Source organism: Roseburia sp. OM02-15 (assembly GCF_003481835.1).
In the GTDB taxonomy this organism is placed as follows: Bacteria; Bacillota; Clostridia; order Lachnospirales; family Lachnospiraceae; genus Eubacterium_I; species Eubacterium_I ramulus_A.
Window position 1 is genome coordinate 1 of sequence record NZ_QULX01000030.1, and the last position, 26013, is coordinate 26013.

General features: G+C 43.9%; 22 protein-coding genes, 1 tRNA gene and 2 other RNA genes. 1 reads left to right on the plus strand and 24 read right to left on the minus strand.

Going from position 1 to position 26013, the window contains the following annotated elements:
* Positions 1–64: 64 nt before the first annotated feature.
* Both DXB15_RS15790 and DXB15_RS15795 read right to left on the minus strand, forming a co-directional pair.
* Positions 65–2446: an ATP-dependent DNA helicase gene (locus tag DXB15_RS15790; RefSeq protein WP_118703465.1), complete on the minus strand. Its 2382-nt coding sequence runs from the start codon at positions 2444–2446 to the stop codon at positions 65–67.
* A 196-nt stretch (positions 2447–2642) separates the two neighbouring features.
* Positions 2643–2870, minus strand: coding sequence for an HPr family phosphocarrier protein (locus DXB15_RS15795; RefSeq protein WP_109216849.1), 228 nt, complete (start codon positions 2868–2870; stop codon positions 2643–2645).
* A gap of 462 nt (positions 2871–3332) precedes the next feature.
* On the opposite strand from DXB15_RS15795, the gene DXB15_RS15800 reads away from it, so the two are divergent.
* Positions 3333–3406: transfer RNA gene (locus tag DXB15_RS15800), tRNA-Met, on the plus strand.
* Between the two features lie 150 nt (positions 3407–3556).
* Here the strand turns inward: DXB15_RS15800 and DXB15_RS15805 are convergent.
* From DXB15_RS15805 to DXB15_RS15910, 22 genes are all read right to left on the minus strand, one after another.
* A complete protein-coding gene (locus DXB15_RS15805) occupies positions 3557–4246 on the minus strand; it encodes a J domain-containing protein (RefSeq protein WP_118703466.1) in 690 nt (229 codons plus the stop codon).
* A complete protein-coding gene (locus DXB15_RS15810) occupies positions 4243–5088 on the minus strand; it encodes a DUF5685 family protein (protein WP_118703467.1) in 846 nt (281 codons plus the stop codon). Before DXB15_RS15810 ends, DXB15_RS15805 begins: the two co-directional genes overlap by 4 nt.
* Positions 5089–5111: 23 nt before the next feature.
* On the minus strand, positions 5112–5561 hold the full coding sequence (locus DXB15_RS15815; protein WP_109216861.1) for a hypothetical protein: 450 nt from the start codon (positions 5559–5561) through the stop codon (positions 5112–5114).
* A 263-nt stretch (positions 5562–5824) separates the two neighbouring features.
* Positions 5825–6269: RNase P RNA component class A (rnpB, locus tag DXB15_RS15820), an RNA gene on the minus strand.
* Between the two features lie 32 nt (positions 6270–6301).
* Positions 6302–7966, minus strand: a complete 1665-nt coding sequence (locus DXB15_RS15825) for a nucleoside kinase (protein WP_118703468.1) — start codon at positions 7964–7966, stop codon at positions 6302–6304.
* Positions 7935–8675, minus strand: coding sequence for a tRNA (adenine(22)-N(1))-methyltransferase (locus tag DXB15_RS15830; protein WP_118703469.1), 741 nt, complete (start codon positions 8673–8675; stop codon positions 7935–7937). The genes DXB15_RS15825 and DXB15_RS15830 overlap by 32 nt, the downstream gene beginning before the upstream one ends.
* A 1-nt stretch (position 8676) precedes the next feature.
* Positions 8677–9816, minus strand: a complete 1140-nt coding sequence (rpoD, locus tag DXB15_RS15835; protein ID WP_177957583.1) for an RNA polymerase sigma factor RpoD — start codon at positions 9814–9816, stop codon at positions 8677–8679.
* A gap of 41 nt (positions 9817–9857) precedes the next feature.
* Positions 9858–11642, minus strand: a complete 1785-nt coding sequence (gene dnaG / locus DXB15_RS15840) for a DNA primase (protein ID WP_118703470.1) — start codon at positions 11640–11642, stop codon at positions 9858–9860.
* 100 nt (positions 11643–11742) lie between these two features.
* Complete coding sequence (locus tag DXB15_RS15845; RefSeq protein WP_109216855.1) at positions 11743–12750, minus strand: deoxyguanosinetriphosphate triphosphohydrolase; 1008 nt, start codon at positions 12748–12750, stop codon at positions 11743–11745.
* A gap of 267 nt (positions 12751–13017) precedes the next feature.
* Positions 13018–13692: a uracil-DNA glycosylase gene (gene ung, locus DXB15_RS15850; protein WP_109216856.1), complete on the minus strand. Its 675-nt coding sequence runs from the start codon at positions 13690–13692 to the stop codon at positions 13018–13020.
* Between the two features lie 120 nt (positions 13693–13812).
* Positions 13813–14574 (minus strand): imidazole glycerol phosphate synthase subunit HisF, encoded by a 762-nt coding sequence (gene hisF / locus DXB15_RS15855; RefSeq protein WP_109216857.1) that lies wholly within the window; start codon positions 14572–14574, stop codon positions 13813–13815.
* Complete coding sequence (gene hisH, locus DXB15_RS15860) at positions 14574–15194, minus strand: imidazole glycerol phosphate synthase subunit HisH (protein WP_118703471.1); 621 nt, start codon at positions 15192–15194, stop codon at positions 14574–14576. Before hisH ends, hisF begins: the two co-directional genes overlap by 1 nt.
* Positions 15195–15210: 16 nt before the next feature.
* Positions 15211–16680 carry a sensor histidine kinase gene (locus DXB15_RS15865; RefSeq protein ID WP_118703472.1) on the minus strand — a complete coding sequence of 490 codons (1470 nt, stop codon included), beginning with the start codon at positions 16678–16680 and terminating at the stop codon, positions 15211–15213.
* 132 nt (positions 16681–16812) lie between these two features.
* A complete protein-coding gene (locus DXB15_RS15870) occupies positions 16813–17487 on the minus strand; it encodes a response regulator transcription factor (RefSeq protein ID WP_109216860.1) in 675 nt (224 codons plus the stop codon).
* A 327-nt stretch (positions 17488–17814) separates the two neighbouring features.
* Positions 17815–18159, minus strand: a transfer-messenger RNA (tmRNA) gene (gene ssrA, locus DXB15_RS15875).
* Positions 18160–18330: 171 nt separating this feature from the next.
* Complete coding sequence (gene smpB, locus DXB15_RS15880; RefSeq protein ID WP_021738278.1) at positions 18331–18798, minus strand: SsrA-binding protein SmpB; 468 nt, start codon at positions 18796–18798, stop codon at positions 18331–18333.
* Positions 18799–18814: 16 nt separating this feature from the next.
* Positions 18815–20956 carry a ribonuclease R gene (gene rnr / locus DXB15_RS15885; protein WP_118703473.1) on the minus strand — a complete coding sequence of 714 codons (2142 nt, stop codon included), beginning with the start codon at positions 20954–20956 and terminating at the stop codon, positions 18815–18817.
* Between the two features lie 160 nt (positions 20957–21116).
* Entirely contained in the window at positions 21117–21359 is a 243-nt protein-coding gene (secG, locus tag DXB15_RS15890; protein WP_109216548.1) for a preprotein translocase subunit SecG, read from the minus strand.
* A gap of 218 nt (positions 21360–21577) precedes the next feature.
* The gene (locus DXB15_RS15895; RefSeq protein WP_118703474.1) at positions 21578–22015 is read right to left on the minus strand and encodes a threonine/serine exporter family protein; all 438 of its coding nucleotides are present in this window, start codon (positions 22013–22015) and stop codon (positions 21578–21580) included.
* Positions 22016–22035: 20 nt separating this feature from the next.
* Positions 22036–22770, minus strand: a complete 735-nt coding sequence (locus DXB15_RS15900; protein WP_118703475.1) for a threonine/serine exporter family protein — start codon at positions 22768–22770, stop codon at positions 22036–22038.
* A gap of 192 nt (positions 22771–22962) precedes the next feature.
* A complete protein-coding gene (locus DXB15_RS15905) occupies positions 22963–24432 on the minus strand; it encodes a leucine-rich repeat domain-containing protein (protein WP_158582286.1) in 1470 nt (489 codons plus the stop codon).
* Complete coding sequence (locus tag DXB15_RS15910) at positions 24407–25927, minus strand: ATP-binding protein (RefSeq protein ID WP_118703477.1); 1521 nt, start codon at positions 25925–25927, stop codon at positions 24407–24409. The genes DXB15_RS15905 and DXB15_RS15910 overlap by 26 nt, the downstream gene beginning before the upstream one ends.
* Positions 25928–26013: the final 86 nt, after the last annotated feature.

Consider the following 26013-nt stretch of genomic DNA (forward strand, 5'->3'; position numbering starts at 1 on the left):
TGACAGGATTCTTCGTTTTCTTAATTATATTAAAATTTTAGCCAAAACAATGACAAACAAAAAGTTATTTTTTCCAAAAGGCATCCAGTGCTCCGGGCAGACTCTCCAGCGTATGCACCTCATACTGACTCCACTCCCGCGGAAACAGCTGCCGATAATCATTCCGCAAAAAACGCTCATCCAGCAACCCGATAATTCCCCGGTCAGATGCCGTCCGAATCACACGCCCTGCCGCCTGCAGCACTTTATTCATCCCCGGATACTGATACGCATAATCAAATCCCTGACCGTTTTCTTCCTGATAATACTCCTTTAAGATTTCCCGCTGGGTACAGATCTGCGGCAATCCCGTTCCGACGATCAGCACCCCGATCAGTAAATCTTCTTTCAAGTCAATTCCCTCAGAGAAAATACCACCAAGCACACAAAATGCCGCCAATGACCTGTCCCTTGCTTCGGCAAATTCCTGCATAAATGCTTCCCGCTCGGCTTCATTCATATTTCCGTTTTGTATCATACAGTCTGCTTCCCGCTCATTGACCGCCAGAAACTGCTCATACACATCCTCCATAAACCGATAAGACGGGAAAAAAATCAGATAATTACCCTTTTTTGCCCGCAGCACCTGCTGAATATACAGCGCAATCCGCCGAAATTCTCCAATCGTCCGCCGTGTATACAAGCTGCTGACATCCCGACCGATAAACAACAACCGCTGTTCTTCTCGAAATGCCGAATCCGCATATACCGCATAATTATCCTTTTTCGAACTGAGCAGGTTTTTATAATAATTCACCGGCAGCAAAGTTGCTGAGAAAAATACGGTGCTGTTGCCCCGCTCCAGACATTCCTGCAGATTCACCGATGGATTCACGCAGTATAAATGCAGACAAAACCGGTTTTCATCATCAAAATCTGTATACATTACATAGTTTTCATCCACCCGCTCAAACATATTCATAAAATGACGCAGATTCAGATAAAAATCTGTAATCGCCTTCCGCTCCGGCATTTCCCCTCTGGACTGCAAAAACACATCCAGCAGAGACATCAGCCGCATCAGGGAAAACGCAAAGGCTCCGATACTTTCGTACACTACATATTTTTCACATTCCCGCTTCCACTCCAGCATCTGCCGGTTGCATTTTTCCAGTGCCGCCTCCAGCTTCCGGTCTTTGCCGCGCACCAGTTTTTTCACCGCAAGGATCTCTTCCTTGATCAGAACAGCACTGTACATCTCCCGACCGCGCTCTACCAGATTGTGCGCCTCGTCTACCAGAAAAATATAATCGCCCTTTTCTCCCTCGGAAAAAAAACGCTTCAGATACACATTCGGATCAAACACATAATTGTAATCACAGATAATGACATCCGCGTACAGCGATGCATCCAGAGACATCTCAAACGGACACACCTGATATTTTTCCGCCTGCTCTAACATCCGCTCCCTTGTAAAATCATCTTCTGTGGTGATCAGATCATACACCGCATCGTTTACCCGGTCATAATGCCCTTTCGCCCGTGGACAATTGGATGGATTACAATCCATCTCCTCGCAGGGACACATTTTCTCCTTTGCTGTCAGTACGATCACTTTGCTCTGATATCCATGTGCCTTCAGAAGATCACAGGTATCCTTTGCAACCGTTCGCGTGATTGTTTTTGCCGTAAGATAAAATATCTTATCTCCAAGATTTTCTCCAACGGCACGGATCGCCGGAAACAGTGTGGAAATCGTCTTGCCCGTTCCGGTGGGCGCCTGAATAAACAGTATTTTTTTGCGGTTGATGGTTCTGTATACATCCCCCACCAGTTTGCGCTGGCCATCCCGGTAAGGAAACGGAAACTCCAGCGTCTGGATCGATGCCTGACGGATTTTTCTCCATGCAAACTGAAAATCCGTCCATTTCCGATACGCCTCGATCATATCCTGAAACCATCTCTCCAGCCAGAAAAAAGAAAAACTTTCCTGAAGCCGCCGGATTTCTTCTGTATCCAGATCACAGTACGTCATCTGCACGGAAATCTGATCCAAACCATTCTGCAACGCATAAATATAGGCGTAGCACATCGCCTGCGCCTTGTGCACAAAAATCGGTTCCTCAAAACGTGTCACATCCGTATACATGCACTTGATCTCATCAATTGTCACACCTTCCTCGCTTGTGATAATGCCGTCAGCCCGGCCTTCCAGCGCCAGCACATACTGCTCCTGCGGCACTTCCAGTTTCAGAGGAACCTCTGCACGATATTCAATTCCCATCCGTCCCTGAATTTTGCGGTGCATCCGGCTGCCTTCCTGCATAGCCTCTTTTTGCACACCTTTTCCAATTCGATTGTCAATATCTCCAGAACGAAAAATAAATTCCACCAGATTTCGCACGGAAATCCGTATTCTCGTCAACTCCTGCTGCTCTCTCTCATCCGTATTCTCTGTTTGTTTCATAAATAACCGCTATCCGCCTTTTTTCACTCTAAGCTAAACCAAATTCGAGAACGCTGCCTGTCGGTTCAGCAAACTGCTACTAGTGTAACACATATTTCACTTTTTTTCACTGCAAAGAAAAAGGTCGCATTCCCTACCAAAAGGAATACGACCCTATTTATATCATCTCTATTTTTTCTCCAATTGTAGATTCCGGTTATGCAGCTGCATATTTTCTCAGAATCTGCTCAAAATTACCATCGTTTCCGCCATAAGATACGGTAAGAATTTTAGAAAGTCCAAGACTTAAAACCCCAAGAAATGATTTTGCATCTACGATGGCACGCTGATAGTGCAGGTTAATATCAAAATTACATTCGGATGCTGCATTGACAAATTCCTGTACTTCATTGGTTGCATTTAATTTAATTTTCTTTTCTGTCATGATTGATTCACCCTTTCTCTCAATCTGAGTTGAATTGAGTTCACCCCCATACAAAATGGAAAATTGGCAACGATTCCATTTTATTTTGTTCCGTTACACTTTATGCAAATTTCCCATGTCGGGTGCATTATTACATGATATTGATTTTTTGTCAAATCAGTAATTTTCAAATTTTGCCCCTAAATGGTACTTCCAATTGTAAAATTTTCTTTACGTTTCGTGGATTCTGTCAACGATTTTTCCTCAAGTTCTTTCCGTTTCCGTCAGATTGCTCTTAACTTTTAGGTTCTATCGCCGATAAGTTTTGATTTTCAAAATATTTTTCATAAACATTTTACTATTTCAGGCAAATTCCTGCGCATACTGCACAAGTCACATTACTACCAGCTAAGAAAAATGGATTTTTTCAAAAATATCTATTGACAAATTGCAATCTATTGTGTATAGTAAAGAAGTTCGTGTGGCGAGATAGCTCAGTTGGCTAGAGCATGCGGTTCATACCCGCAGTGTCGAGGGTTCGAATCCCCCTCTCGCTACTATAAAGATCTGTAAGATTTCTTATAGGTCTTTTTTATGTTCAACAGAAATCGGGCTATCTTTTCTCCGAAAGCGATTGTTAGCTGAGGAGACAAGATAGCCCGATTTCTTTCATAAACTTTCATAAAATTAACGTTTCACCACGTACCTTAAAACGGTCGAAAACAACAACAATTCAAAAACATCATAAAACCACACCAGATCGCACACATTCTTGACAATCCCGATACCGGTTTCTGATAACTGGAACCCATATTCTGATACCAGGTTCCGCCAAATTGCAGATTCTGCAAAAACTGCCGATACTCCATATTACTCGGCTCCATTGCCACAGCCTGCTGTGCATGTTCCTGAGCCACCACATTATTACCGGCACCCTGGTTGGCAACCGCGGAAAAGAAATACCACCGCGCGCTGCGCTGTCCTGCCGGAATATCATTCAAAGCATGCAGGGCCTCTTTGTAATATCCATTTCGAATATAGTTCATCGCCGCCTGCATATTGACCGGATCATTCTGCTGCGAGCGCTGCTCATTCTGTCCGGTGAAATCACCAAAGCCGCCGAAACCGCCATAGCCGCCGTATGCACCATATGCACCATATGGTCCGGACTGGGCGCTTCCATTCTGATAACCGCCTGCATATCCCTGCTGCTTTTCCTTCATGATCTGTGTATATGCCTGCTGAACTTCTTTAAATTTTTCTTCTGCAATCTCCGGGTGCGGACTGTTGACATTCGCATCCGGATGATACTGTCTGCTGAGTTTTCGGTATGCCTTTTTTATTTCTTCATCTGTAGCACCGGGTGATACCCCCAGTACTTCATAAGGATTTCTCACTGAGATTTCCTCCTCTTTTTCTTCTTTGCCTGTACATATTCATATTTCGACCAGACACCGGAATATAATATATTACGGATAATGGATGCATGACGCAAAATCGGAAGCCGTTCAAAAGATTTCGAACATTCCGACATCATACTTGTCAGGATCAGCTTACTTAACGTATCAAAATCCTTTGGATTATTTTTCACCATAGCCTCAAACGGATTGTACTCTTTTTTCCGAAGATCCTTCTCCAGATCTTCATATGCATCCATCAGATAAATAAATTTTCCCATATAAAATCCAAGACAATGCAGTTCCTCTGCCCAGATATCGTCTTTCCAAGAAAAAATTTCGCCAAGCATCTCGCCGGTCAGACCCGCGATTGCATCCAGATTGGTCTCACGCTTACTCTCCAGCATATTCAGCTTCCGCATATATGCTTCCACAGCCTCCACCTGACGCGGATATTTTCTGGAAATTCTGGCGTAATCTTTTTTCAGCATTATGGACATCACATGTTTTGGATAATTCTTCTCATCCTGCCAGTCATCTAACAGATTGTGATAAGAAAGAACCACATTCATATCAGAAGCATACTGTGTCGCTTCGTTGATATATGCAATTTTCTTTTTACCGGGGTGAAGCGGACAAAAAAATTCTTCTTCCTTATTTTCCAGTTCATATAATCCGGAAAGCAGAAGAATCAGAAATGTCATATCATAATTCAACAACATCTGCGCTTTTACACCACTGCTTTTTTTCAGAACCTGACACAGTCCACAGTAATAAGACTGATAATCTTTTCTGTCTTCCTCCGACAGTTCTTTTCGGTTTACATAAATATATCCGAACATGGTCATACCCCTTGCATCATTTATTAGCTTCTTTTTATAAATTCTGTCTTACACTTCGGACAGGTAATACAGATTTTTCCTTTCCCCTTCGGTACACGTACTTTCTGTGCACAGTTCGGACATGCAAAAAAACGGTAAATCTTTTTCTGCTCCTGTCTGTATTTCATCTGTGCTCGTTTCTGTGCAAAACTTGCAGAACCGGCAGATCTGCCATATTTTCCCTTCTTCACCTTGCAGACAACCCGATATTTAAAATTCAGGTATTTCTGATTCTCTGCTGCACGCTTTGATACGTTTCTGGAAAACATACGATAATAGCACCAGAAAAGCAATGCCAGCGCCACAATCTCTACGATCGGTCTGCGGACAAATATGGAAACGACCAGAACAATCAATGCCACCGTTGATAAAAAACGATTGAGCTGGTCCATACCATAACGTCCATACATAAATTGTTGAAAACGATTTCTCACCTGTAACACCTCTGTCTCTTTTATTTTGGATTCATCTTTTGTTTTATAACATGTATCTCGTTGAAAAACATTCTAAAAACAGGAATCTTTGTTCCTCATTTTGGAACCGATAACCTTATGTTACAGTTTGCACAAAACACTGTCAACAAACCTATTGTCTTTTCACAAACATTTTAGAAAAAGTTTACGAACACCCGCTGTTTTATGTATACAGAATCCACATTTTTCCTGTAATCATCCGGAATCTAAATAGAAAAAAATACAATTCAAGCAAAACGATAAGCCGGGTTATGTCGTGAATGATCATCTATCCAGGATAACTGTTGCCAGTTACCTCAAGCGACCTACCTAAAGCTGGCGGGCCACGTCAACGCTTTGTTTCGGTCTTGCTTCGGATGGGGTTTACATGTGCCCCGGCTGTTACCAGCCGGGCGGTAGTCTCTTACACTGCCCTTCCACCCTTACGTTAACAATGAGCGATACACAGAATCCTGTTTTTCTCATCAAATTTTCTCTGTAAGCCAGCTTACTCAAAAATCTGCTGAAAACGTGTCTGCGCATGGCTCATTGCCAACGCGGTACATTTCTGTTGCACTGTCCTTGGAGTCGCCTCCACCGGATGTTATCCGGCATCCTGCCCTGTGAAGCCCGGACTTTCCTCACCTGCGGTCTTTCGACACTTGCAGCCGCGATCATTTGTCTTACTTGAATTGTATTTTATTTTTCTGTTATTCTATTTCCTATACATGGAAACAGCTTCCACCGATAAATTCTCTTAAAATAGAATTATGTCCGATATTCTCTCCCGGAACCGGAAGGAAATAATCAAGGAATTTCAGAAGGCGTTTTGCCTCCGGATATTCCGGACAGGTCGTATCGATAGAAAAGAGCAAAGGCTCCGCATATAATTTTAACACAGATAATTCATAAATCAAGGCTGAATTAAACATAATATCTGCTTCTTCCTGATATGGGAAGATATTTTTTTCTTCTCCGCGGCGTACGGAATGCCAACGTGCCAGCGTTTCCCTGGCTGTCGTGTTTCTTGTACGCGCATCACGCACCATACGACGGATCAGACGTCCGTCTGCCGTGGAAAGATTATTATGATCATCAATATTTAACTGTGTCAATGCACTGATATAAATTTTGTATTTATTTTCTTTCGGCAATTCATAGGAAAGTTTTTCGTTCAATCCATGAATTCCCTCGATAACAAGAACATCATCCGGTCCCATTTTCAACGGTTTTTGGCGATATTCCCTGTGACCGGTTTTAAAATTAAATACCGGTAATGTTACTTCTTTACCTGCCAGAAGATCTGTCATACATTGATTAAACAGGGGAATATCCAGTGCTTCCAGACACTCGAAATCAAATTCTCCGTTCTCATCCAACGGTGTTTCCTCCCGGTTACAGTAAAAATCATCCAGTGAGATTGGATGTGGTTTTAACCCATGCGCCGTCATCTGAATGGACAACCGATGAGAAAACGTTGTTTTTCCGGAAGAAGACGGACCTGCGATCAGTACAAATTTCTTTCTTCGATCTGATGCGATCGTCTCTGCAATGTCACCGATCTTCTGCTCCATGTAGGACTCCTGCACCAGAATCATATCCTGAATCCGTCCGGAAGCGATCACATCGTTGAGTTCTCCCACGGTACGGATTCCCATATCAATCCCCCACTGTGCAGAATCATTCAATGTGTTAAACAATTTGTCAGAAGCAGAAAACTCTGCCACAACCTTCGGATCTTTTCCCGGAAACATCAGCATAAATCCATTCTGATACAGCAGCAGGTCAAAATACTCCAGATAACCGGTACTCGGAACCATGTAGCCATAATAATAATCCGGAAATCCCTGTAATTCATACACATTGACTCTGGAACTGCGGCGATAACGCATCAGACGCACTTTATCCATACGTCCCATCTCGCGAAATCGTGCCGATGCATCCTGTGTATTCATGTTGTACTTTATGATTGGAAGATCCGCTTTCACAAAATCCTGCATTTTCTCTTTTAAAGAGGAAAGCATCTTCCAGTCAGGCACACAAATGGCATCCTTGTGACGAAATTCACAATAATACCCCTGACCAATGGAATGCTGCACCAGAAGCTCCAGATTTGGATATAGCTTCCACGCTGCTGTCTCCATCAGCAATGTTAAACTTCTGCGATACGTATCCTTGCCTGGTTTCTGATCTGCGGTAACAAATTCCAGACTGCCATCCCGCAAAACGGACTGGCTCAGTTCTTTGAGATCATTCTGAAACTTTACAAGCACGATTTTATTTTCAAACTGTTTCTGATACTCATCTGCGATCTGTTGAAACGTTGTATCCAGCGGATACTGCTTTGTTTCTCCCCTAATCGTCAGACTGCACACTTTCTGTTCCATAATTTTTCAATGCCTCCAGAATCAACGTTTTTTTACAGTTCACCTGCTGCATTCTGTTTCGGATTCTTTCGTGATCCGGCTGTGCCGATAACTGTTCAATCACACTGTTTGTAGTTCGCAGTTCCCGCTCCAGCCATTCTTTCAGAACCGGATGCCGTTTCTGTAACAAAACCGGTCCGAAAGCATCTGCCACTTCCTGCGGCAATATTTTTGTCTGCTCCGCTGCTTTCTGCTGACTCACCTTCATCATCGGATAATATTTTCCATCCTCCAGAATCATATCTTCATTCAGGATCTGAAAATTCCGTACGCGTAAAAATTCACGCACCAGTGCGATTTCCGACTGGGGCTGCAGGATCAATTCTTCCTTTCCGGTCAATTTTTCGGCTCCTTCTGATAAAATTTTCATCACAAGTCCACCGCCCATGCCGGCGATCAGAATCGTATCCGCTTCCCCGAACTGTAAGGCAGCCATTCCATCGGACAGACGTGTCTTAATCTGTTCGGAAAGCCCGTGCTCTGCAATATGTGTCTGTGCCTGCTGCAGTGGTCCCTTTCCGATATCCATGGCAAGTGCAGACGGAATTTTCCCCGTCTGACACAGATAGATCGGTATGTAGCCATGATCCGTCCCGATATCTGCCAGTCGGTTTCCGTCTGTCACCATATTTGCCAGTGCCGTTAAACGCTTCGATAAATGAATTGCCATATTAATCCAGATAATCCTTTAATTTTCTGCTGCGGCTCGGATGGCGTAATTTCCGCAATGCTTTTGCTTCAATCTGACGAATACGCTCACGGGTAACATTAAATTCTTTACCAACTTCTTCCAGTGTGCGGGCACGACCGTCATCCAGACCAAAACGCAGACGTAATACTTTCTGCTCACGGTCTGTCAGTGTGCTTAAAACCTCCACTAACTGCTCTTTTAACAGGGTAAATGCTGCTGCATCTGCCGGAACCGGTACATTATCATCCTGGATAAAATCACCCAGATGACTGTCTTCCTCCTCACCGATCGGAGTCTCTAAGGAAACCGGCTCCTGAGAAATCTTTAAGATCTCACGGACACGCTCTACCGGCATATTCATTTCTTCTGCAATTTCTTCCGGAGTAGGTTCACGTCCAAGCTCCTGCAGTAACTGTCTGGACACGCGGATCAGCTTGTTGATTGTCTCAACCATATGCACCGGAATACGGATCGTACGTGCCTGATCTGCAATGGCACGGGTGATCGCCTGACGGATCCACCAGGTTGCATACGTACTGAATTTGTATCCTTTTCTGTAATCGAATTTCTCTACCGCTTTGATCAGACCAAGATTTCCTTCCTGGATCAGATCAAGGAACAGCATACCACGTCCTACATAACGTTTTGCAATACTTACAACCAGACGCAGGTTTGCCTCTGCCAAACGTTTTTTTGCCTCTTCATCACCAAGTTCCATACGTTTTGCAAGCTCTATTTCTTCTTCTGCTGTCAACAGTGGAACTTTACCGATCTCTTTTAAGTACATACGAACCGGATCTTCGATACTTACGCCATCCGGTACGGAGAGATCGATTTTCTCCATCTCCACATCATTTTCCACATCCTCGTCATCGATGAGGATATCGTCATCATCATCCGTAATACGAAGGACATCGACATGGTTTGCCTCCAGAAAATCCAGAATCTTATCAATCTGCTCCGGACTCAGGGCAAAATCTTTGAAATGGTCATTGATTTCCTGATACTCAAGCATATTTTTTTTCTTTTTTGCCAGTGCAAGCAGTTCCTGGAGTTTTGCCTGAAATTTTTCTGCACGCTCTGCTCTTTCTCTCATTTTCTGATCGTTTTTCTCTGCCATTTTGTTCATCCTTCCATGTTTTTAGTCTGTATAGTTTGTCCTCAATCAAGTGAAATATGCATTTTCTGAAGTATGGCAAGCTGCTTCTTATCTTCCACGATTTTCTGCAACCCTGCCAGATCAGTCGGATCCAGATTTCTGGAACGCACATCCATGCTGTGTTTCTTTATCCTGAGGATCGTTTCTTTTAATGCTTTCTCCCGCTCCTGCCGTGTCTCCATCGGATGCAGGCGGGCATGAAACAAGGCGGCGGCTTCCCGCTGCTGTTCTTCATCCGTAAAACGGCTGATGATCTGCGCCGGATTTATTTCTCCCTGTGCATGCTGTTCATACACAAGTTCTGCCACTTCCCGGAAAATATCTTCTGTAAAATCATCTGGTCCAATATAGTCTTCTGTGAGGGCAAAAAGCCGCTCATCTTCGATCAGCCAGGTCAGGAATAATTTCTGGGACTGCCTCATACCATCTTCTTTTTTCTTCTTCTCATTGATTCCGCTCTTTAACGGAACTTTTTCCCTTTCTCTGGTGATCCCGCCCCGGGTTCCCTCCGAACGTACCACCGACCGCAACTGTTCAAAACCGATCTGGTATTTTGCAGCCACTGCCTCAATATAATTTTCCCGTTCCAGTTCTTCCTCAAAATTCAGGATTTTCTGGGCAACGGCATAGAAAAATTTCGTTTTGCTCTCCGGATCAGACAGGTCATAATCCCGCTCTAACATCCGTACTTCAAACATAAAGCTGTTTTCTGCCTCATCGATGCGTTTCTGGTATTCTTCCGCACCAAGTGCCTTGATAAATTCATCCGGATCTTTATATGGGCGCATATTGATGACTTTTGCCGTCAATCCTGCTTCTTTTAAAATCGGAATAGCACGCAGGGCAGCTTTCACCCCGGCACCGTCACTGTCAAAAGTCAGATATACTTCCTTCGTATAACGTTTCAGCAGATTTGCATGCCCGTTTGTAAAAGAAGTTCCAAGGGATGCCACCGCATTGTCAAATCCTGCCTGATGCAGCGCGATCACATCCATATATCCCTCACAGAGCAGAATATGCGACCTGCGGGATACCCGCGCAAAATTCAGTCCGTACAGATTCCGGCTCTTGTCAAAAATCATGGTTTCCGGAGAGTTTAAGTATTTTGGTTCTCCCTCTCCCATGACACGGCCGCCAAAACCGATCACACGGTTATTTGCATCCATGATCGGGAACATTGCACGGTTCCAGAACTTATCGTGTCCGCCTCTGCGCTCATCAATGGATACCAGACCACTGTCTTTTAACAGATCATCTTCATACCCCTGTTTTTTCAGATACTGATAGAGGTCGTCACTGAATTTATTCGAATAACCCAATCCGAAATGCTGCATTGTCTCTTTGCTGAGCTGACGCTCCTCAAAATATCGCAGCGCATGTGCTCCCTGTGGGCTCCGCAGCAGCATGTAAAAATACTTTGCTGCCACTTTGTTGATCTCCAGAAGTTTGCTTCGCCGGTCAGCAGCTTCCCGCTGTGCGGCAGACATCTCCTGCTTTGGCAGTTCAATGCCCGCACGGTCTGCCAGACTCTGCATTGCCTCCTGAAATGTAAAATTTTCATATTGCATCATAAAGGTAAATACATTTCCACCTGCTCCGCATCCAAAACAGTAATACATCTGTTTTCCCGGCGACACCGAAAACGACGGTGTCTTTTCGTTATGAAACGGACAGAGTCCAAAATACGTACTTCCCTTTTTCTGAAGGCGCACATAACCGGAAATAACGTCTACCACATCATTTCTGGAACGCACTTCTTCAATCAATTCATCGGAATAGTAAGCCATAGTACCTTCCTTCATTCTGTCTTGCTTTTATAAAACCAACACATTTTTCCTGTTTGTCGATTTTTTGTTAAAACCACTCACTGACCATTTATTCTGTCAGTTAATATACCTGCCAGGATTTTGGCATAAAATACTCATTGTATTTTGCGACCGCATACTGGTCTGTCATGCCTGCAATATAATCGCAGACAACGCGGTCATTTTCTTCGCCTTCTTCTAACATTTGCAGATAATAAGCCGGCAGTACATCGATATGCTTCAGATAATAGACAAACAGACGCTCCAAAAGCTCCTTTGCCTTGGTTTCCTCTCCCTTTGCAATGGGATTGGTATACACACTCTGAAACATAAACTGACGCAGTCCCTGCATGGCATCCGCCACCTCTGGTGACATACAGATATTATTTCGATTCCTGCTGTGATCAATGATATCATGAATCAACGTATTTAACCGCTCTCTCGTATCAAATCCCAGAATTTCCCGGTATTCCTTCGGAATATCTTCCTCCCGCAGCACCTGTGCCCGGATTGCATCATCGATATCATGATTAATATATGCAATTTTGTCAGATAAACGCACAATTTTTCCTTCCAGCGTAGACGGCATCAGACTGGTCTGGTGATTCAGGATTCCGTCCCGGACTTCCCATGTCAGATTCAGTCCCTTTCCATCCTTTTCCAGCTTCTCCACGATGCGTACGCTCTGCTCATTGTGCTTAAATCCACCGGTACAAAGTTCATTCAGCATGCCTTCCCCTGCATGACCAAATGGCGTATGCCCCAGATCGTGTCCTAACGCAATGGCTTCCACCAGCGATTCGTTTAGCCGAAGCGCCTTTGCGATGGTCCGTGCATTCTGTGACACTTCCAGTGCATGTGTCAGACGCGTCCGGTAATGATCTCCCTGCGGAGATAAAAAGACCTGCGTCTTATGCTTTAATCTTCGGAACGATTTACAATGTAAGATCCGATCCCGGTCACGCTGAAAAACCGGACGAATATCACATTCCGGTTCTTCTCTGTCTCTGCCCCTCGTATTTTCACTCAGAGTTGCATAAGGACTCATATATGTACGTTCCAAATATTCCATTTCTTCGCGAATTGTCATAGAAATTTTATACTCCCTGTATCGTTTTTCACTTGACAAAAAAACGTCTTATTTAATAGTTTCCGTATTCTTTTCCTGTTTCCTTTTTTCTATTTTAATTTTTTCATATTTTTTCTACTTTAGAGCCTACATTCGCAAAATCGCTTTTACGAAGCTTTTCTTTTGCTCATGTTTGGTTTCTCACCAAATAGATTCATAATCAAAAGTGTTCATTCATGCAAGCATAATTTACGCTTCTAATTATGGATCTGCCCGGTTCTGAAAAAGTTACACGTCCTCGATCTGCCAGTCGATCGGCTCAATTCCGTTTTTCTCCAGAAATGCATTCGTCTGACTGAAATGCTTACATCCGAAAAATCCGCGGTACGCAGACAGTGGACTTGGATGTGGTGCTTCCAGAATCAGATGCTTTGGATTATTCAGCATGCTTTTTTTCATCTGCGCCGGACGCCCCCAGAGTAAAAATACGATCGGACGGTCCTGTGCATTGACTGCACGGATGACGGCATCCGTAAACTGCTCCCATCCGATACCACGATGGGAATTTGCCTGATGCGCCCGCACGGTAAGTACAGTGTTCAACATCAACACGCCCTGTTTCGCCCATTTTACCAAATATCCGTTATTCGGAATCTTGCATCCAAGATCATCATGCAATTCCTGATAAATATTTACCAGAGACGGCGGCACTTCCACATCCGGTTTTACAGAAAAACAGAGTCCGTGCGCCTGTCCGTCATTGTGATATGGATCTTGTCCAAGAATCACTACTTTGACATCCTTTAGCGGTGTCAGATGAAAAGCGTTAAAAATATCGTCCGGATTCGGGAAAATCTGTCTCGTCCGATATTCTTCCAACACTTTCTTATATAAATCTTTGTAATATGGTTTCTTAAACTCTTCTGCCAATGGCTGCTGCCAGTCATTTGTAATTGGTGGCATACTCTCTCCCCCTCGATTCCTGATAATTCTGCATACAGCATATGTTTGCAGAAACTCTTTTTCTATCTAATTCTATTTGACTTGATTCCATCATTTCCGTGAAAAATAACCTGCCATTCTTTAACGGCGCACAGACACACCTTTTTCTGCCAGATAATTTTTCAGATCCATGATCTCCAGTTCTTTATAATGGAACAGGGATGCTGCCAGTGCTGCATCTGCCTTTCCTTCCGTCAACGCTTCATAAAAATGCTCTTTTGTGCCTGCTCCGCCGGATGCAATCACCGGAATCGATACATTTTCCGCAATCAGACGGGTCAGCTCCAGATCATAACCGGCTTTTGTTCCGTCACAGTCCATGCTGGTCAAAAGAATCTCTCCGGCTCCCAGCTTGTCTACTTTCATTGCCCATTCCACAGCATCGATTCCAACGTCGATTCTTCCACCATTTTTATAAATATTCCAACCGCTTCCGTCTTCTCTTTTGCGGGCATCAATAGCAACAACCACGCACTGGCTGCCGAATTTGTCTGCCGCATCAGAAATCAGATTTGGGGTATTGATAGCAGATGAATTGATGGAAATTTTATCTGCACCTTCTCTTAATAACGCACGGAAATCATCAACGGTACGAATACCACCACCCACGGTAAACGGGATAAATACATTTTCTGCTACTTTTCGTACCATATCGACAACGGTATTTCTGGCATCCGAAGAAGCAGTAATATCCAGAAAAACCACCTCATCCGCGCCCGCTTTGTCATAAGCTGCTGCGATTTCCACCGGATCTCCGGCGTCTCTTAAATTTACGAAATTTACGCCTTTTACCACACGTCCATTGTTGACATCCAGACATGGAATAATTCTCTTTGTAAACATTATGCACGTCCTCCTTCGATTCCAGCAAAATTTTTCAGGATCTGTAATCCCACGGTACTGCTTTTCTCCGGATGGAACTGGCAGGCAAACAGGTTGCCTTTCTCCACGGATGCATGAATGCAGGTGCTGTACTCCGTGGTCGCCTTCACAATTTCAGGCTCCTCGGCATGCAGATAATAAGAATGAACGAAATATACATACGAGTGTTCTTCCATTCCGGCAAATAATCTGCCCTTGTTATGGAAGTCAAGGGAATTCCATCCAATATGTGGAATCTTTAATCCCTCTTTATCTGGAATACGTCTGATCTGACCTTTTAACAAACCAAGACCTTCCACTCCTGGGCTTTCCTCACTGCTCTCAAAAAGCAGCTGTAGCCCCAGACAGATTCCCAAAAACGGAGTCTGTTTCTCGTTTAATTCACGAATGACTTTGTCAAGCTCCAGACGTTTCAGATTTGCCATGGCATCACCAAAGGCGCCAACGCCAGGCAGGATCACTTTATCCGCATTCAGGATTGTCTGAAAATCACGGGTGATCACGCTCTCCTCTCCGATATGCGCCAGCGCTTTTTCCACGCTTTTTAAGTTGCCCGCATCATAATCAATAATTGCAATCATCTTTTTCACTCTCCCTCTACTTTGTGCTCAGCTCCATCCAGAATTCCACACCGTCTTCGTGATTAATCACACCACACTGCTGGTGGAAGGAATCCATAATTGCTTTTACAATGGACAGACCGATGCCGCTGCCGCCGTATTCTCTTGTCCGCGCCTTGTCTACTTTGTAGAATTTCACCCAGATTTTATCAATATCATCCTCCGGGATCGGCTGACCGGTGTTGAATACGCTGACACGCAATTTATCTTCGAAACGTGTGTAGAACACACGGATCACTTTTTCACCATCCGCATGGTTAATGGCATTGCTCATGTAGTTCGTAATAACTTCTTCTACTTTAAATTCATCGCCCCATACCCAGGCTTCTTCCGGATTGTCCAACTCCAGACGAATGCCTTTCTGTTCCATCAGGATTTTAGTCGAATTTGCCACACCGCGAACCAATTCTGTCATATCAAAACGCTCCATGACTACCTGATCATTTCCAAATTCCAACTGATTCAAAGTCAAGAGCTTCTTGACCATACGATTCATTTTGTCCGCCTCATCAATAATGACATCACAGTAAAACTCACGGCTTTCCGCATCATCATTGATACATTCCTGCAGACCTTCCGCATAGCCCTGAATCAGTGCCAGCGGCGTCTTTAATTCATGAGATACATTGGACAAAAACTCTTTTCGCATCTCATCAATCTGTATCTTCTTTTCAATATCATCCTGCAATTCTACGTTAGCAGTTTTTAACTCCGAAATCGTCCGTTCCAGATTTTCCGACAAACGGTTGATATGATTTCCCAGTTCTTCCACTTCGTAACTGTTGGAACGGTTGCTCTCATATTTCGCATTAAAGTCCAAATCTACCATTCGTTTGGAAATATCCGTCAGCTGCTGCAACGGTTTTGTAATATGTCTTGTAGTAAAAAATGCCACCAGCAGACTCGACACGATAGCTGCCGCTCCGACAAACAACAGGAAACGGTTGGAAATAGCCGCACTTTCCCGAATGCTTTCCACCGCAGTACGCATCAGAATCATATCACCATTTTCCAGTACACCTACCAGCACCAGATATTCGGAATCCAGACGGGTATCGTTCTTACGCAGTAACTGATACTGATCGTTGGAATACAGCACTTCCATATCATCCGTATGAAGCAGAACATTCCAGAGTTCTCCCCGCAAGGCATCCAGATCATTAACCGAAGAACGTAAAACTTTTCCATCCGGTTGCAAGATCAGTGTCATAATATTGCCGTTGGAGCACAGATTATCAAAAGTTACGGTAAACTCATCCGATTCCAGCTTATCCTGCTCACTGGCATTGGAAATCGTCTCATAATTTTCCATCAGCACATGTTTTTTATTGTGCATATAATAACGTGGCAGTAACGTGGTATTTAGTACCCAGCAAAGCAGAATTGCCCCTGCTACCAGAATACTGACAATAGACGTGATCTGCCGCGTCAGAGAATGTTTTTTCATAGTACTCCTTTATCTTCTATACCTCGAACTTATATCCCATTCCCCATTGACATATCAGCGTGTCTGATATGGGCGCGTATGCGCATAGCATGACCATCAGGTCTCAGACCATATGGGGAATAAAAATCACTTCTATACCTCGAACTTATATCCCATTCCCCATATGGTCTTAATGTATTCACCTTTGTCGCCCAGCTTACTGCGCAGCTTTTTGACATGAGTATCAATGGTTCTTGCATCACCGAAATAGTCGTAATTCCATACATTATTCAGAATTTTCTCTCTGGACAATGCAATTCCAACATTTTCCATAAAGTAGGTGAGCAGTTCAAACTCTTTGAAACTCATTTCAATATTTTTACCGTCAATCGTTACGGTATGCGCATTTTTATCCAGACAAATACCTCCAATTTCAAGGCTTCCCTCAACACTGAGCTGATTCGTACGACGCAGAATTGCTTCTACACGCGCCACAAGAATCTTCGGTGAAAATGGTTTTGAAATATATTCGTCCACGCCAAGGTCAAAGCCCATCAGCTCATCGCTCTCATCACTTTTCGCCGTCAGCATAATGATCGGCACTTTGGATGACTGCCGGATCTCACGGCAGACTTCCCAACCATTCATTTTCGGCATCATGACATCCAAAATGATCAGTGCAATGTCTTTATCCTCATAAAACAGATCCAGCGCTGCCTCACCGTCTCCTGCCTCCACCACATCAAAATCGTGTTTTACCAGGAAATCACGCACCAGCTTGCGCATTCTGCTTTCATCATCAACCACAAGAATTTTTAATTTATCCATCATAAGTCCCTCCGGTCTTCTATATTCTCAAAAATGGTAACAAACGCCCTGTTCCAAGGGCAAATTATCCTTTTTTAATTCTGAGTATATCCGATAAATGTGTCTATTTTATGGAAATTACCAAAAAAGCCAAAACTGCATCGAAAACACAATTTATACGGAATTATAGTATCAAAATAGTATCAATTTGTCTACTTTCCAAATATCATATAAAAATAAAAATGACTTAAAACCATTGATTTTACTGAGAAATCAGTACCAAATTAGTACCATAAAACAACAAAAAAAGAGCCAGAACCCTTGAAAAACAAGCGTTCCCGGCTCTTTTTATGGAGATGAGGGGAATCGAACCCCTGTCCGAAATTCCAGCCACCGTACTTCTACGAGCGTAGTCACTGTATTGACATTCCCTCTGCCGAACACCCAGTAACCGGTTTTCGGTTTCAGTAGCTTCATATTACGCCCTTATACGCAAAGCTTTGTATAAGTCGTTTCCTGCATGGTCGATGCCTGGGTCCGAAAGTGCAGGTGCTCCCGGTCAGACAAGCTGCAACTTAGGCAGCCAGTGCTAATTTATTATTATCAGCGTTTATATTTAGATTTGAAATTTAACGCATTTCATACGGCTCGCTTCTCCGGCTTTTAAAACCCCGTCGAAACCAGTACATCCCCGAATCACTTCGGCGGATCATGCCAGTTATCAGAAATTTATTCTTCTGATCTTTGTTATTATATGGGATTTTTTTCGGTTCGTCAAGAGAAAAGCCTCTGTCTAAACCAACAGTTTATTTTACTTTTTCTTTCTGAACTACAGTCAAAAAATATTATTCATTACATCAATATTTAATACAGGTTCTTTACTTTAAACTCACGTTCCACTTCACGCCGCTGATCTTTCTTCGCGATATCCTGACGTTTATCGTACAGTTTTTTACCACGGGCAAGTCCGATCTCGACTTTGATCAGATCTCCTTTGATATATACTTTCAATGGAACCAGTGTATAACCTTTCTCTGCAATTTTTCCTGCCAGCTTATTGATCTCATATTTATGAAGCAGCAGTTTTTTCGGACGCAGCGGATCCCGGTTGAAAATGTTTCCTTTTTCATATGGACTGATGTGCAATCCGTATGCGATCACTTCTCCGTTCTCGATTCGGATAAAGGATTCTTTGACACTGCATTTTCCCATGCGCACAGATTTTACTTCCGTTCCGTGCAGAGCTACTCCTGCCTCGTATGTCTCATCAATAAAATAATCATGATATGCTTTTTTATTATTTGCGACCAATTTGTATCTGTCTTTTCCCATAATTTTTCTACCTTTGCTAAAATTCTTCTTCCTTCTTTGGATCAACCAGTTCAAAATCAATTCTGCGCACCAGTTTGTCTGTACCGATCACACGAATTTTTACTGTCTGTCCCAGCTTATAGCTTTTTCCGGTGTTTTCACCCACCATCTCGTAGGTACTTTCAATATAATTGTAGTAATCTCCACGCAGCGTTGTGACATGCACCATGCCTTCTACCGTATTCGGCAGTTCCACATACAGACCATAGTTCGTAATACCGGAGATAACGCCCTCGTATTCATTTCCGATACGGCTCTCCATGTATTCCACTTTCTTCATTTTGATGGTCTCACGCTCTGCCTCATCTGCCCGACGCTCCAACTGGCTTGCCTGCTGTGCCACGCCCGGAAGGATTTTCCAATAATGCTCCATCCGCTTTTCATTCATCCGTCCACGCAGACTGTCTTTAATAATTCGATGGATCTGCAAATCCGGATAACGGCGGATCGGGGAAGTAAAATGACAGTAATACTGCGCTGCCAGTCCGAAATGTCCCACACATTCCACACTGTATTTTGCCTGCTTCATGGAACGCAGTGTCAGGCGGGAAATCAGTCCCTCCACCGGCGTATCTTCGATTTTTGCCAAAAGTTTCTGCAACTCTTTCGGATGCACTTCATCAGAACCCATATGGATATGATATCCGAAATTATTGATAAACGTGCTCAGCTTTTTAATTTTTTCTGTATCCGGCACTTCATGCGTACGGTACACAAACGGAATCTCCTGCCAGAAATAATCCTGCGCAACGGTTTCATTTGCCGCCAACATAAAATCCTCAATGATCTTTGTCGCCGGATTGCGGTCATACGGTTTAATGTCTACCGGATGTCCCTGATCATCCAGAATTACTTTCGTCTCTGGAAAATCAAAATCAATGGAACCACGTTTCCGACGTTTTGCACGCAGCAGATCTGCCACCTCCTTCATATCCAAAAACATCCGTACAAAATCTTTGTACTCTTCTGTTTTCTCCGGATCTTTCAGCGTAATAATTTTATTTACATCGGTATAACTCATGCGGCGGTCAACGTTGATGACAGATTCTGCGATCCGATGATCCACGATGTTTCCTTTTGCATCAATTTTCATAATACAGCTCAAAGTCAGTCGATCCTCGCCCTGATTTAGAGAACAGATTCCATTAGATAACGTATGCGGCAACATTGGAATCACACGATCCACCAGATAAACACTGGTGCCGCGTTTCAGCGCTTCCACGTCCAGCGCACTGTTTTCCTGCACATAATTTGTCACATCAGCGATATGCACGCCAAGCTGCCAGAAATCGCCATCTCTGGTCAAGGTCACCGCATCGTCCAGATCCTTAGCATCCTCTCCGTCAATGGTAACGGTCTGCCAGTCTCTAAGATCCATACGTCCTGCCATATCCGCAGAAGTCACATCTTTTGCCACGCGCTCTGCCTGATTTAATACTTTCTCCGGGAATTCCACCGGAAGTCCATACGCCCGCACCAGAGACATGATATCCGTACCCGGATCATTCTCATGACCGATGATCTCGATGACTTTTCCTTCTGGTTTTTTGCCTTTTCCACCGTAAGAAGTCAGTTCTACAACTACCTTATGTCCGGTCACGGCACCTTTGGAACGCTCGATTGGTACAAAAATATCCATGTTAATTCTTGGATTATCCGGTCGCACAAAGCCAAAGGTCTTGCTTTTTTCAAATGTACCAACCACGTTCTTCAAACCATGGTCTACGATTTTTACAACTTTTCCTTCTCTACGTTTTCCACTGGATGGAACCAGCGCGATCTGTACAACATCATCCTGAATGGCCCCGTTTGTATTGCTTTCCGAAATAAAAATATCTTCGTCCTCACCCTCAATAGTGACAAATCCAAAACCGCGGGCATGTGCGGTAAATACACCGGTGAGGTTCGGACTGGTGCCCTTCGTATATTTGCCTTTTGTGGACACCTCAACTTTGCCCTCTGCCACCAGTGCATCCAGCACTTCTTGCAATTCATGGCGCTGCGCTTTCGGCACGTTCATCAAGATTGCGATTTCTTTTGCCTTCATTGGCACATACAGATCATCGCAGATCAGTTCATATACAATTTGTTTTCTCTCTTCTAATAATTCTTTCTTCATCTATTCTATCCCCATATCACAATCACAGCAAAAGGAACATCCTTTGTAAAAACGCATTGTTTCCTATATTTATTATATTAGTATAATTTTCAATCTCTGTAAAACAACTCTCCGTATAATAATAAAAGACTGTCGTAAAACGACAGCCTCTTAGGTATTCTTACTGAAAACGTCCAATTGTCAGTACTGCAGAAATAATAAGGAACAGTGCCAGAAGAACTCTTGTGATCTTTACAAGCATTCCTTCCATAGAACGTCCTTTGTTCTTGCTCCAATAAGTATCAGATGAACCGGTTAAAGCTCCCAGTCCGTTATTCTTACCTTCCTGCATCAATACGATAACTGTCATGATAATACTTAATATAATAAATACGATCTGTATAATTGTTCTTGCGATTTCCACGATATCCACCTCCTGCGGTATAAATTAAATGGTCATAACACACCTATAACCATAACTAAGGGATATGATACCATGTATCACTGAAAAAATCAACATCTTTTTCATTAGTCTGCTCTATCTTGTCCATGTCATATTCGCTTACCTAAGTTCTACATCTCTGTTTCCCATATTCACACACCCATTTCAAATGTAGCTCCAGACATTTCTCATATCTGTACCTATAATTTTAATCCCCGGAACCATTTGTTTGGAATCACAAAGACGCACACAATGCCAAGTACGATCGCTGCCACCGCCTTAAACGTCTCCAAACCGCTCGTCATTGCTGCCGCGGCATCCCCGATCATAATGTCATAAATCGTATTGTAAATGCCGATTCCCGGCACGATTGGAAAAATTCCGGAGATCATAAACACATTCGACGGTACTTTTCTCCACACCGCAAACAACCGTGCACAGAACACAATAACCACCGTTGCCGCAAAACAGGCAAGAGTATTGGAAAACTTGAGATTTACAATCAAATACACCAGCCATCCAAGCGTTCCTGTGAGTCCACAGACAAAATACTGTTTTTTCGGCACATGAAACAGCACGGAAAAGGCAATCGTCGCCAAAAATGCAGCCGCAAGCTGCCCAATTGCATTGATTAGCATATGTTTGTTTCCTCCTCCCACTACAGTTTCAGTCCCAATCCCACGCCAATGGCAATGGAACAGAATACAAGAATTGCATCCAAAAGCCGGACGCATCCTGACAGATAATCACCGTCCACAATATCGCGTATTCCGTTGGTAAATGCCACTCCTGGAATCATCGGAATGATCGCCCCTGCGATCGCCAGTTCCAAATGTTCCGACACACCGATCCGCTGCAGGATCACACAGAGAATCGTGACAAGCAGTCCGCCGATAATATCTAGCAAGACCTTTGAAATATTGACATGCTTCGCCTCTAAGAAAGAGAAAAACATCTGCAAGATCACACCGCACACAAAAGCAGCCAGACAATCCCACATGCTTCCGCCAAACAGGAAACCAAAAGCAGCCGCACCAACACCGGAGGAAAGCACCAGTTCCCACACCGGCTCGTTTTTCGCCGCCCGAATCTGTTCCAGCGTCTTCAACGCCGTATCCACCGATAGATTTTCCTGTTCGATCCTGCGGGAAAGTTCATTGATATCGCACAGTTTCTTCATATTAACAGAAATCGACGGTACATATTTCAGTCTAGTGGAAGTATGCTCCTCCTGCTGATGCACATTGACAAACAGACCATTCGTAATGACATACATTTCCACTTCTTCTATCTGAAAATGATCCGCCACACGCTGAATCGTCTCCTCGACTCGGGAAATCTCCGCCCCATAACAGAGCAGCGCTTCTCCCATGCCGATGATCAGTTTCTGCACTTTTTTAGTTGCTGCATGTTTTCCTCATTTCTGATTGCTTCCATACTTTATAAAAACCTTTCCCCGTTTCATTTCATAAAATTCATATTTCTGATTTTCCAATATGTAACAATGCACCATCTTTACAGGGATCGCATACCATTCTAATTACACGATTCAAATAGTTTTATCTTTCCAACACTTACACATTCTCTATAGCGAAAAATCAAATTCATCTGCGCCAAGATGCTCACTCTGATATTGCATCAGATACCCCGTCAGTTTTCCCCGATGACACTCCGTCGTCCAACTGATCATATCCTCGATATTATCTGTGGTGATCATCCCCGCTCTTCCAAGCGCTTCCAGATCTTTTAAGCTTTCTCGCTTACAGATATCATAAACCAAATCCTTCAGGTGTTCCGAAATCAATGCCTGATACGCTTCTTTTTGCGTAGAATTAAGCTGCATCGGATATTCCAGACGAAACGCCGCCATCCGGCAACGGATCAAAATCTGAGACCATTCCTGTAAAAGCGCATCATAAGCCGCATAGTCGTATTTGAGATTTCCATCTGAATCCAGGCAAAACAGACCACTGATTTCCACCTTACGGTACACCGGATTTTCCGGAACATACAGTTTCACCTGATCTGTCTCGATTTCCATACACTCCAAACGGTTACATTCCTGAAATGCATCCTTTGGTATTTTTTTCACAGTTTCCGGAATCGTCACTTCCCGCAGATTGGCACGGCGCAACGCCATCGGACCAACTTCTGTCACCTCTTCTGGAATCTTCCATGTCTCATTTTTTCCAAAATATTTGATCAATGTATCGCCATGTTCTCCCCGGCGGTAAAACGCATACGCATCATTGTAAAAATATGGGTTTTCCGGCTGCACGGTAATATACTGAATCCCGTTCATGCTCGGACTCCAGCCGTAAGTATCCGTCAGGGCATGCTCACCCAAGGTCTCCAGTGATGCCGGCAATTTCATTCCTTCCAGATTGATACAGCAGCGAAACGCATCTGCACCGATCTGTTTCAATCCTTCCGGCAGTGAAATCCGCCGCAAAGCCTGACAGCTCTCAAAGGCTTCTTCCTCAATCTGCTGCACGCCTTCCGGCAGCACCACCTGCTGAATGTACATCTGTCCTTCAAATGCATGCCGCTTTACGCAAACCGTTCCAGGCGTAGCTTCATAACATTCCCGCTCATCCTCTGCCCGCACAGCTACCAGCGCATAGCCTTCCGGATGCTTTTCATATAAGCCATATCCATCAGAAAAATAGTTCGGATTGTCCGGTGCCACTTCCAATGCAATTTTTCCCCATTCCCATGGGCGTACCAGCTCTGACACCGATGCCGGCAGATACATTTCTGTCACTGCCGTGACAAGCAGCACGTTTTCGCCAATCTTTTGTACACCGTTCTGTAAAATCAGTTTTTTCAGACTCATGCACATTTTAAAGGCACCATCCCCGATCTCCGTCACCGTTTCCGGTACTTCGATGGTCTCGATCAGCGCTCCATGTGAACTGAATGCCTCCGGTGCGATTTTTTTCACCGGAAGCCCCTCGATTTCAGGTGGAATCACGACATGGAGATCTTCGCCCTCGTACTCCTCGATCACAATTCCATCTGTTTCTTTTCTATATCTGTAATTGTTCCAATGCATCTGAAATTTCCTGCTGTCTTTCATACAATTGATATTTTTTGTTATATTTGAAATATTCTTTGCTGCCCTTGCGACTGATAAATTTCATGCTGTTTGCATTGACTGTCAGGTCTGTTACCAGAATCAGCATCTCGTTACCGGTTCCGAAGATTTTTTCCACAAAAGCAAAGAGATTTTCCAGTTCTTTGCTGATTTCATTACTCTGTGCCTTCATGTCTGTCACCTGATCGTCAAATGCTTCCTTAATAAACAGGAATGCTGCCTGTGCGTTGTCGATTTCCTGCATGCGAAGCTCTTTTGCATCTTTTTGCAGTGTACGGATCACAAGCTGGTAACCGCGGCGTGCTGCGCCGGACAGCGCATTGGCCTTGTCCTCCTGCTCCATCTCAAGCTGTACCTGATCTGCCCGCGCCTCTAATAAGCCCGGAATCTGAGAACTTGCTCCTGTAAATGCCGCAAGTTCTGTTTTTAACTCTTTTAATACCGGAAGCAGGCTACGCAATGCATCCTCAAACTCCACATTCTTACGAATTTTATCCTGTAATGCCTCCAGCAACAGACCAAGCAGGGAAATACGTTCATCAAATGCTGCGTTTTTCGCACGCTTACGCACATCTGCGTCCGCATTTCCGGAAAGGATCTGTGCCACACGGTAATCTTTTTTATACTTCTGGTACAAGTCATAATAAGAAGCAAACTCGCGGGCAATCCGTTTGTTGTGCAGATACTGACCAACAAGCACTTCGTCCACGGTAAATCCGTTTTCTTCATATAAATAAATGGTCTCTGACAGATCCTCCCATCCACGGGCGGTCACATAGGATTTGCCGTCCACAGTATTTTCAATGACATAAAAATCATTTTTCTTAATATCCAGATAGGTCAGGATTGATCCATGCAAGCCCTTATTGACCGCATATTTCCGCCATGTATCATAATCTGCTTCCACTTCCAGCACTTTCAGACGGTCCATGGTTACGATATCAAACTCACGGACGGAACGGTTAAACTGCGGCGGGTTTCCTGCGGTTGCAACCACCCAGCCCTGCGGAATCTGGTGTTTTCCAAAAGTTTTGTACTGCAAAAACTGCAGCATGGACGGAGCCAGTGTCTCAGACACACAGTTGATCTCATCCAGAAACAGAATTCCCTCTGTTTTTCCCGTCACTTCCATTGCTTCGTATACAGATGCCACGATCTCACTCATGGTGTATTCAGATACGTCAAACTCTGTTCCGCCATAGTTTTTGTGACTGATAAACGGCAGGCCAAGCGCACTCTGTCTTGTGTGATGCGTCATGGAATAGGACACCAGTGCGATATCCATCTCCTGTGCGATCTGCTCCATAACGGCAGTTTTTCCGATACCCGGCGCGCCAAGCAGAAATACCGGTCTCTGACGTTCAATCGGAATGCGGTAATCCCCGTACTCATCTTTCATCAGATAAATACGAACGGCCTTTTCAATCTGTTCCTTTGCTTCCTGTATATTCATGTATGTTTATCCTCCATTTGTAACTCATGTGACATGCTCCCACCACTTAAATCACAGATTTTGAAGTGGGGGCTTCTTGCTCAATG